A 369-nucleotide genomic window follows, 5' to 3' on the forward strand; every position below is an offset into this window, starting at 1 on the left:
TGGCTGTTGTACCGAACTATTGGTTAAGACAAGCAACTGCCCTTTCAGAACAAAGTAACGATGAAACTCATTGCTGAATTGCCAGGGTAAAAGGCGACAAAGAAAACGACAACCTGCTGTTCTCTGAACTTTCAGGCAGCCTTTCGCTGAACGAATAGCCTGAGAAATCGTGGAAATGTGCGATGAACATTCTACCATCGATGAACTTGGCTCTAAGGTGCATAACGCCTGCCATAAGGTGTGCCCCGCTGAACTAACAAAGCGCACCGAACTCCATACCAAAACCGCCGAGTGTAATGCATCACCTTGATGGCTTTGTTATGGCGAAAATCCTGTTGTTTTACTTACGTTTTTCCTTTAACTCTCAGC

Annotated in this window: 1 protein-coding gene; it reads right to left on the reverse strand. The window is 45.3% G+C overall.

The window, feature by feature from the left end; genetic code table 11:
• A partial coding sequence (locus tag EDI28_RS27500; protein WP_233353543.1) for a hypothetical protein occupies window positions 1-267 on the reverse strand: 267 nt, incomplete at its 3' end.
• Window positions 268-369: the final 102 nt, after the last annotated feature.

Source organism: Photobacterium chitinilyticum (assembly GCF_004104355.1).
Taxonomy (GTDB): Bacteria; Pseudomonadota; Gammaproteobacteria; order Enterobacterales; family Vibrionaceae; genus Photobacterium; species Photobacterium chitinilyticum.